At 71.3% G+C, this 8,350-nt stretch carries 8 protein-coding genes; 6 read left to right on the forward strand and 2 right to left on the reverse strand.

The window, feature by feature from the left end; genetic code table 11:
- The first annotated feature begins 99 nt into the window (after nt 1-99).
- Both ACZ4M5_RS30045 and ACZ4M5_RS30050 read left to right on the forward strand, forming a co-directional pair.
- The gene (locus ACZ4M5_RS30045; protein ID WP_467741421.1) at nt 100-561 is read left to right on the forward strand and encodes a nuclear transport factor 2 family protein; all 462 of its coding nucleotides are present in this window, start codon (nt 100-102) and stop codon (nt 559-561) included.
- An 18-nt stretch (nt 562-579) separates the two neighbouring features.
- Nucleotides 580-1,122 carry a nuclear transport factor 2 family protein gene (locus tag ACZ4M5_RS30050; RefSeq protein ID WP_467741423.1) on the forward strand — a complete coding sequence of 181 codons (543 nt, stop codon included), beginning with the start codon at nt 580-582 and terminating at the stop codon, nt 1,120-1,122.
- A 183-nt stretch (nt 1,123-1,305) separates the two neighbouring features.
- Here the strand turns inward: ACZ4M5_RS30050 and ACZ4M5_RS30055 are convergent, their stop codons facing one another.
- Nucleotides 1,306-2,496 (reverse strand): serine hydrolase domain-containing protein, encoded by a 1,191-nt coding sequence (locus ACZ4M5_RS30055; protein ID WP_467741425.1) that lies wholly within the window; start codon nt 2,494-2,496, stop codon nt 1,306-1,308.
- Nucleotides 2,497-2,722: 226 nt separating this feature from the next.
- Nucleotides 2,723-4,306, reverse strand: coding sequence for a (2,3-dihydroxybenzoyl)adenylate synthase (locus ACZ4M5_RS30060; protein ID WP_467741427.1), 1,584 nt, complete (start codon nt 4,304-4,306; stop codon nt 2,723-2,725).
- A 276-nt stretch (nt 4,307-4,582) separates the two neighbouring features.
- Between ACZ4M5_RS30060 and ACZ4M5_RS30065 the strand changes: the two genes are divergently transcribed.
- From ACZ4M5_RS30065 to ACZ4M5_RS30080, 4 genes are all read left to right on the forward strand, one after another.
- Nucleotides 4,583-5,329, forward strand: a complete 747-nt coding sequence (locus ACZ4M5_RS30065; protein ID WP_467741429.1) for a thioesterase II family protein — start codon at nt 4,583-4,585, stop codon at nt 5,327-5,329.
- Nucleotides 5,330-5,336: 7 nt separating this feature from the next.
- A complete protein-coding gene (locus ACZ4M5_RS30070; RefSeq protein WP_467741431.1) occupies nt 5,337-6,371 on the forward strand; it encodes an isocitrate/isopropylmalate dehydrogenase family protein in 1,035 nt (344 codons plus the stop codon).
- Between the two features lie 65 nt (nt 6,372-6,436).
- Nucleotides 6,437-7,861 (forward strand): FAD-dependent oxidoreductase, encoded by a 1,425-nt coding sequence (locus ACZ4M5_RS30075; RefSeq protein WP_467741433.1) that lies wholly within the window; start codon nt 6,437-6,439, stop codon nt 7,859-7,861.
- Nucleotides 7,852-8,193: an antibiotic biosynthesis monooxygenase family protein gene (locus ACZ4M5_RS30080; protein WP_467741435.1), complete on the forward strand. Its 342-nt coding sequence runs from the start codon at nt 7,852-7,854 to the stop codon at nt 8,191-8,193. Before ACZ4M5_RS30075 ends, ACZ4M5_RS30080 begins: the two co-directional genes overlap by 10 nt.
- Nucleotides 8,194-8,350: the final 157 nt, after the last annotated feature.

Consider the following 8,350-nt stretch of genomic DNA (forward strand, 5'->3'; position numbering starts at 1 on the left):
GCCTTTCACGCTCTGCCGGATCGCTTGAGGAAGGTTCGAAGAGTGCTCGATCGGTGGAGGGGACAGTGTGGGCAGTCGAAGAAACGGAGTGATGCCGCCATGACGACCGACACTCTGATCCGCCCCCAACAAACCGCTCCACAGGCCGCGTTCGGCGAGTTGTACGGACAGGTGCTGCAGTTCTACGCCCGTCAGATGCAGCTGTTCGACGCGCATGAGGCCGAGCGCTGGGCGGCGACGTTCACCGAGGACGCCGTCTTCGATGTTCCGACCCTGGACGCCCCGCTGCGGGGCCGGGCGGGGCTGGCTGCGAGCGTGCGGCGCAGCCGGGCTGTGCAGGAGCGCAGCGGTGACCGGCTGCGGCACTTCGTCGGCATGCTCGACATCCAGCCGGGCCGCGCGGACGAGTTGCATACCCGCTGCTACGCGCTGGTGTACGGCACGGGGCGTGACGGCAGTTGCCGGGTGGTGCGGGTCTGCGTGATGCGGGACGTGCTGGTGCGGGTGCGCGGCAAGTGGCGCACGCGCCGTCGTGTCGTGACCCGGGACGATCTGGTCTGAGGCATGAGGAGCGAAGAGATGACGATCCCTACCGATGAATCCGCCACCCTGCCCGCTACCGGGCTCCACCTCACCACAGCCGCACCGACACCCTCAACCACCCTCGCGTCGAAGCCGGATGAGGCTGCGGATGGCGGGGTGAGTGTGCTGACGTATGCGCGGGTGCAGCAGTTCTATGCGCGTCAGGCCGTGTTGCTGCAGGAGTCGCGTCCGGGTGAGGTGGCGGCGTCGTTCACCGAGGACGGAGTGCTGGTGTGCGCGCCCATCGTGCCGCGGGTCCAGGGTCGTGCTGCGATCGCTGCCGCGCTGGCCGGCGCGTACGAGCGGCGCTCGGGGGGTGAACCGGTGCGTTGCCGGTACTGGCTGGACGCGCTGTGGGTGGAGGAGCTGCCCGGTGGTGTGCTCCATGCCCGCTACAACACGTTGGTGACCCGGGTACGTCCCTGGCATCCAGTGGCGTCTGTGGGAGCCAGCGCGGTCGTCGAGGACGTGCTGGTCGTGTGCGGGGGCCAGTTGCGGGTGCGCGAGCGCCGGATCACCCCCGACCACCTGTCCTTCTGAACCCCCTGACCCGGGACCGATCCGGTGAGCCCCGGCGAACGCGGCTGCAGCATCAGCCCCGTAGCGCGGTGGCCGACCTGGCCGTGGTCGTCGACCCACCCGGCGCCCTCGCAGAACCCGGCAGCAGGACACGTGACCACGCCGAAGGCTTCGACGCTTCACCCACTGCCGGGCACGAAGCTGTCAGCGGTTGACCACCGAACCGTCGTACACGTGGTCCGGGGTGGCGACGGACGTGACCGCACGGGCGAGCAGCGTGGACGGCTCCTGCCCCTCGACCGTGACATCCGTGTTGATCATGATGACCAGGGTGGCCCGCCGCGGCGGCAGATACACCGTCACGGTCTCGTACCCCGGGATCGAGCCGTTGTGCCCGATCCATCCGTTGGTCTCGAAGATGCCGAGTCCGTACGTCGTCCCGGGGTAACCCGTCGGCAGCGTCCTGAGCCGCTGCGCCTGGGTCTCGGGGCTCAGCAGCCGGCCCGTGGCGAGGATCGGGGCCCAGCGGCGCAGGTCGTGCAGATTGGAGATCATCGCTCCGGCCGCCCACGCCCAGCTGGGGTTCCAGTCGGTGGCGTCCGCCACCTCTCCGCTCACTGTCTGGTTCGTGTAGCCGTGCGGATGCGGCTCGGGGAACTCGCTGCCCTCCGGGAACAGGGTGTGGTGCAGTGCGGCGGGGCGCAGCACGCGCTCGTGGATGAAGTCGGCGAGCCGCCGTCCGCTGACCTTCTCGATCACCAGCCCCAGCAGGACGAGGTTGGTGTTGGAGTACTGGAACTCCCGCCCCGGCGGGAAGGTGTTCGCGTGCCGGAAGCCGTACCTGAGGACCTGACGCGGGGTGAAGGAGCGCTGCGGGTGGGTCAGCAACTCGTGGATGAAGTCGGGGTCGGCGGTGTACGGGAACAGGCCGCTGCGCATCCCGGCGAGGTGCCGGAGCGTGATGCGGTGCCCGTCGGGCACACCCTTGACGTACCGCGAGATCGGGTCGTCCAGCCCGATCCGGCCGTCGTCCACGAGCACGAGCAGCGCGGTGACGGTGAAGGTCTTGGTCTCGCTGCCGATCCGGACGTAGGAGTCCACCGCCATCGGTTCACCCGACGCGGTGTCGGCCACCCCGAACGCACGGACGTAGCCGCCCCGGCCCGGCATCCACAGGCCGACGACGGCACCGGGGATGCCCGCCTGCCGCCGGGCGTCCTCGATGGTCCCGTCCAGCCTGGCGGTCAGCTCACGCCTGAGGCCCTGCGGCGGACAGTCGTCGGCGTCGTGCCGAGCGACACCCGCCGCACGGCCGGCAGCGATGGGCGTGGCCGCCAGGGCGGCCAGCCCCGCGCCGAACATCCGGCGGGACGGAGTACGTCGAGCACGTCGCATGGAGGTGCCTCTTCCGGGGAGGGGGGATCGCGGACCCGAGGATCATCACCACCCGCCCCACCCCCGGCACTCCCTCACGACCGGGCCGGACCGGAGTCCACTCGTTCGGAGGCAGCTTCCGTGCACTACGCGCTCTTATCCCCTCCGCCGCTTGCCCACCGCTCCGGCTCAAGCCGATGAGCCCTGCGGCGATCGTCTCGTCACCCAGCAGCGCTGCGGCGACGGGTCACTCCACAACCGGTGCCGACTCGCGCAGCGCCTTCTTGTCGACCTTCCCCATCGGTGTGCGCGGAAGCCGCGGCATCGGGATCAGCCGGTCGGGGATCTTGTACGTGGCCAGCCCACGACCGCGCAGGAACTCCTTCATGGCGGACGGGCGGATGTCCGCCTCGTCGAGGACGACGAAGGCGTAGGTCCGTTCGCCGAGCACGGTGTCCGGCACGCCGATGACGGCCGCGTCCTGGACCGCGGGGTGCGTGCGCAGTTGCCGTTCCACCTCCTCCGCGGAGACCTTCTCGCCGGCCCGGTTGATGACGTCCTTGATCCGGCCGACGATCTCGATGTTGCCGTCCCGGCGGCGTCGGACGAGGTCGCCGGTGCGGAAGAAGCCGTCCGGCGTGAACGAGCGGGCGTTCTCCTCGGGGGCGCGATAGTACCCGCGGATCGTGTAGGGGCCCCGGACCTGCATCTCGCCCGCCTCCCCGTCGGGCAGGGGGTTTCCCGACTCGTCGACGACGCGCACCTCGTCATCCGGCGACATGGGCCGGCCGTCCGTGCTGACGGCCACCTCCTCCGGGTCGTCGAGCCGGGTGTGGGTCAGGAGCCCTTCGCTGATGCCGTACCACCGCTGCACCGTGCATCCCAGCGTCTTCGCCGCACGGCGCGCCAGGGCCGGGTCGAGCGGTGCGCTGCCCACCTGTATCAGCAGGCGGGACAGCTCCCCGGGCGGTCGCCCGGCGTCGGCCCACAGCCGCAGCACCGAGGGCACGACCGTGGTCACCGTGACCTCCTCGCGGCGCATCAGCGCGAAGACGTCGTCGGGCCGCACACTCGACGTGAGGACCGCCTTGCCGCCCAGCAGGAGACTGCCGAAGACGCCCGGGCAGGCCAGGGCCGCCTGGTGCGCGACCGGGTTGACGGCGAGGTACACCACCTCCGCGCCCACCTGCATCGCCTGCGCGCTGGCCCGCATGACGTACTCGTAGTCGTCATGGGTCCGCGGAATCAGCTTCGGCAGCCCGGTGGTGCCTCCGGAGAGCAGAAACAGCGCGGGGTCGGACGCGTCCACCCGGGGCAGCGTGACGTCCTGGGCGTCCAGTGACTCCAGCGAGGTGAACTCCTGGGCGTCGCCGCTGACGAGCACCCGCGGGACCGACGGGATCTCCCGGGCGATCGTGCGGAAGTCGAACCCGCCGAACTCGTCCTTCACCACATAGGCGACAGCTCCGGAGTGTGCGCACAGGTGCGCGATCTCGGCCCTGCGGTGACCGGGCAGCGCCAGCACCGGGATCGCACCGGCCCGCATCAGGGCGAAGACCAGAACGACGAACTCGGGGATGTTGGGCAGTTGCACCACCACCCGGTCCAGGGGCCTGATGCCCAGTTCGATCAGGCCGCCCGCCAGCCGATCCGCCCGCCGGGCCAACTCCGCGTAGGTCATGCGGCGTTCGCCGCACACCACAGCGACCCGCTCGGCGTTCCGCTCGCACGACTCGTGCAGCAGGTCACCGAGCGGCCGGCCGAGCCAGACTCCGGCCCGGCGCAGTTCTGTCACGAGGTGCTCGGGCCAGCGCACAAAACCGTCAAGCATGATCGCGTTCCCTTCCAGAGGTCGATCGAGGCGTGGATCGAGGTGACGATCGAGGCAGCGTGGCGGTCCGGGTGGCTCCACGAGGACGCCCCAGCCGTACCGGCCCTGCCGCCGGCCGCCGGTCGCGCGTCATGCCGCGTCGGCTCCCTTGGCATCGTCGGCGTCGCGGCCCGCCGCCCCCTGGTCTCTTGCCGACATCTGTCGTGGGCCGTGCGAATCCTCGGCGAGTGGCAACCATGGTGCGGACGGGACGACGGCCGCCGGGAGGGCAACAGGATGAGCGGGAAACGGGAGCGCGGATGGGTGCGGTCGATGGCCACCGGTGACCCGCTCGGCCTGCGGGTGGTGTGCTTTCCGCACTCCGGGGGCTCGGGGACCGCCTTCGGCGGGTGGGCCGCCGCGGTGCCGCCCGGTGTGTCCCTGATGGCCGTCCAGTACCCGGGCCGCGGTGACCGCTTCGGGGAGCCCCCGGTGGACGACGTGACGGCGATGGCCGACTCCGTCGCGTCCGAGCTGCGGCGTCTGCCGCCGGGCGAGCACATCCTCTTCGGGCACAGCCTGGGCGCCCTGGTCGCCTACGAGACCGCCCTGCTGTTGAGGGACGCCGGCGAGGGACCCCGGGCCCTGTGTGTCTCCGCAGCCCTGCCACCCGGCCGGATGAACAACCGAGACACCCACCAGGCACCCGACGACGAGTTCTGGACGACCCTGTGCGCACTGGGCGGCATCGAACCCGCCATCGCCGGGAACGCCGAACTGCGCGACCTGCTCCTGCCCGTCATCCGCTCGGACCTGCGGGCCCACGCGACCTACCGCCCCCGCCCCGGCACCCGTCCGCTCTCCTGCCCCGTGCGCTGCTACCACGGCGAGGGCGACCCCCTGGTGGAGCAGGACCAGTTGGCGGGATGGGCGGCCGTCACCACCGGCGGCTTCACCGAAACCGTGCGGCCGGGCGGGCACTTCCACGTGACGGCCGGCATCGCGGAACTCGTCGCGGACGTGCTCGGCCAGGGACGGAAGTGAGACGGCCGTGACCACCATCGCCGTGATCCCCGGTGACGGCATCGGCCCGGAGGTGATCGGGCCGGCCCTGGACGTCCTCGACGCGCTCGGCCTCGGGACGCGCACCGACATCCTCGACCACGTCAACGCGGACACGTACCTGCGCACCGGGGTGGCCCTGACAGGCTCCGACCTGGACCGGATCAGATCCAGCCGGGCGGCGCTCCTCGGCGCGGTCGGCGATCCCCGGCTCAGCGACACACCGTACGTGCGAGCCGTCCTCACCACCCTGCGTCTCGAACTGGACCTGTACGTCAACTACCGGCCCGCCAGGCTCTGGCACGACAGGCTCAGTCCGCTGCGCGACCCGGCCCGCCGGGCCATCGACTGCGTGATCGTCAGGGAGAACACCGAGGGGCTCTACAGCGGCATCGGCGGCGGAATGCGCACCGGGACCCCCGAGGAGATCGCCGTGGACGTGGACCTCAGCACCCGCCACGGCGTGTCACGTGTGCTGGAGTTCGCCTTCTCCGTGGCCCGCAGGTCGGTGTGCCTCGTCGACAAGGCCAACGCCGTCCGCAACGGCGGGCAGTTGTGGCAGCGGTGCTGGGGCGAGGCGGTGGCACGGCACCCCCACATCGAGACGTCCCACCTCTACGTGGACACCGCCGCTCTGCGACTGGCCACCGACCCGACCGGCTTCGACGTCATCGTCACCAACAACTCCTACGGCGACATCCTCAGCGACCTCACGGCCGCGCTCGCCGGCGGCCTGGGCGTCGCGGCGTCCGCCAACCTCAATCCGGCAACGGGACGAGCCCTGTTCGAGCCCGTGCACGGCAGCGCCCCGGACATCGCGGGCAGCGGCATCGCCAACCCGTTCGGCGCGATTCTCTCCGTGGCCCTGCTGGCCGAGCACCTGGGCCGGAACGAGGAGGCGGACGCCGTCCGCCGGGCGGTCGCCGCGGCTGTGGCGGCCGGCCGGGTCACCCCCGATCTCGGCGGACCTCTCGGCACGAAGGAGGTGGGCACCGCGGTCCTGGCGGAACTGCGGCGGCCATGACCGGGCGCGGACGCACGGACGCCCGCGCATCACGGGCGGAGCAACCGACGAGGGGCGGGAACAGCATGCACGGCACCGGCACGGGCCGCACGGGCGGCGACGGCACGCACTCCACGGCCGAGAACGGCACCACCCGCACGGACCGCGACCCGGAGACCGTCATCGTGGGTGCCGGTCTGGTCGGCGCGGTGGCGGCGTGCTACCTCGCCCCCCGGTTCGGACCGGTCACCGTCCTGGAGAAGCGGGCGGACCCCAGGGTCGACCCCGGCCGGCAGCGCCGGTCCCTCGTCGTGATGCTGTCGGCACGCGGCTGGCGCGCCCTGTCGGACCTCGGCGTCGCGGACGCCGTACGCCGGATATGTGTTCCCCTGCACGGACGGTGCGGACACCTGCCCGACGGCCGGACGCGGATGACTCCCTACAGCCGGGACGGCCGACCCATCTGGGCGGTGGAGCGCCGGAGGCTGCACCGGATCCTGCTGGACGCGGCCGAGGCCACCCCCGGTGTGAGCATCCGCTTCGGGCAGCACGTGCGGTCCGTGGACCTGGACCGGCCCGCGGTGCAGGTGGAGGACCGGCACGGCTCCCGCCGGCTGACGTGCCGTCGCATCCTCGGCTGCGACGGTGCGCACTCCGCCACCCGGGCCGCCCTCCAGGCACGCGGCGCCCGCATCGAGGTGCGCACACTGGACCTGGCGTACCAGGAGATCGACGTGCCGGCCGGCCGGCTGGAGCCGGACATCACGCACTACTGGCCCAGTGGTCAGGCCATGTTCGCCGCCCACCCCCTGCCGTCGGGGAAGCTGTCGGGCTCCTTGTTCATGCGCCTCGACGGCCCCGCCCCGTCCTACGCGGCGGCCCGCGGCGGCCAGGACCTGTCCGCGATGTTCGCCGCCCACTTTCCCGAGCTGACCGGCATCGTCCCCGACATCGAGGAACAACTCGCCACCAAGGCGGTCTCCACTCTGACGGCCGTCCACTGCGACCGGTGGGTCTGGCGGGACACCTTCGCGCTGCTCGGCGACTCCTGTCACGCGATGGCCCCCTTCATGGGGCACGGCATGAACTGCGGCTTCGAGGACGCCCGGGTCCTCGTCGACTGCCTCGACGCCTCCACCGACCGGTCGGCGGGCCTGGCCGCCTACGAGAGGTCGCGCACCGAGGACGCCCACGCGATCTCCGAACTCTCCTACCGGCACTACTTCACCATGGCCGACCCTCCGCGCGAGGAGAGCGCAGCGGATGTGCTGCGCGGGCGGCTGACGGCCCTCTTCCCCGACCGGTTCGTTCCGCTGTACGAGCGGTGCGCCTTCACCGAGGAGGGTTACGCCTCCGTGCTGCGCGACGACCGGCGTCTGGACCGGCTCGTGGCGGATCTGCTGGCCCGGCACGGCACCGGACTGGTGTCGGTGTCCGACGACCGGCTGCGTGCCTGCGTCCCCGTCCACGCCCCGACCACAGCAACCCTGGAGGACTCCGGATGTTCGTGATCCTGTTCAAGTCGCACCTGTCCGAGCAGGCCGGCGAGGAGTACGAGGCGACCGAGGAGCGGATGCAGGAGCGGGTCCGCGCGATCGCCGGGTCCGATCCGGTGGAGGTGAAGCACTACACCGGGGAGGACGGAGAACGTCTCGCCGTCATGATGTGGCGCGACGGGGAGACACTCGACAAATGGCGGTGCGACCCCGAGCACCGGGTGGCGCAGCGCATGGGCCGCGAACACTGGTACACCTCCTACGAACTGACGGTTGCTCAGGTAGTCCGTACCAGCGGCCACGACAACCGGAGCCGGGCCGAGTCGGCCGAGGAGCCGCACCGATAGTGGCGCCCGGTGGCGCCGAAAGGCGCCGAGTGGCGCGGACGTTTCGGGTGATGGCCAATTCCTTTTCGATCTCTGGCCAACATCTTTCATCGCGGTTGTTCGACCACCTGGACCACGACAAACATCGGGCACGGCAAGGGGCCGTTGACCGGGAAAC

The sequence above is a fragment of the Streptomyces sp. NPDC026246 genome (assembly GCF_055567995.1).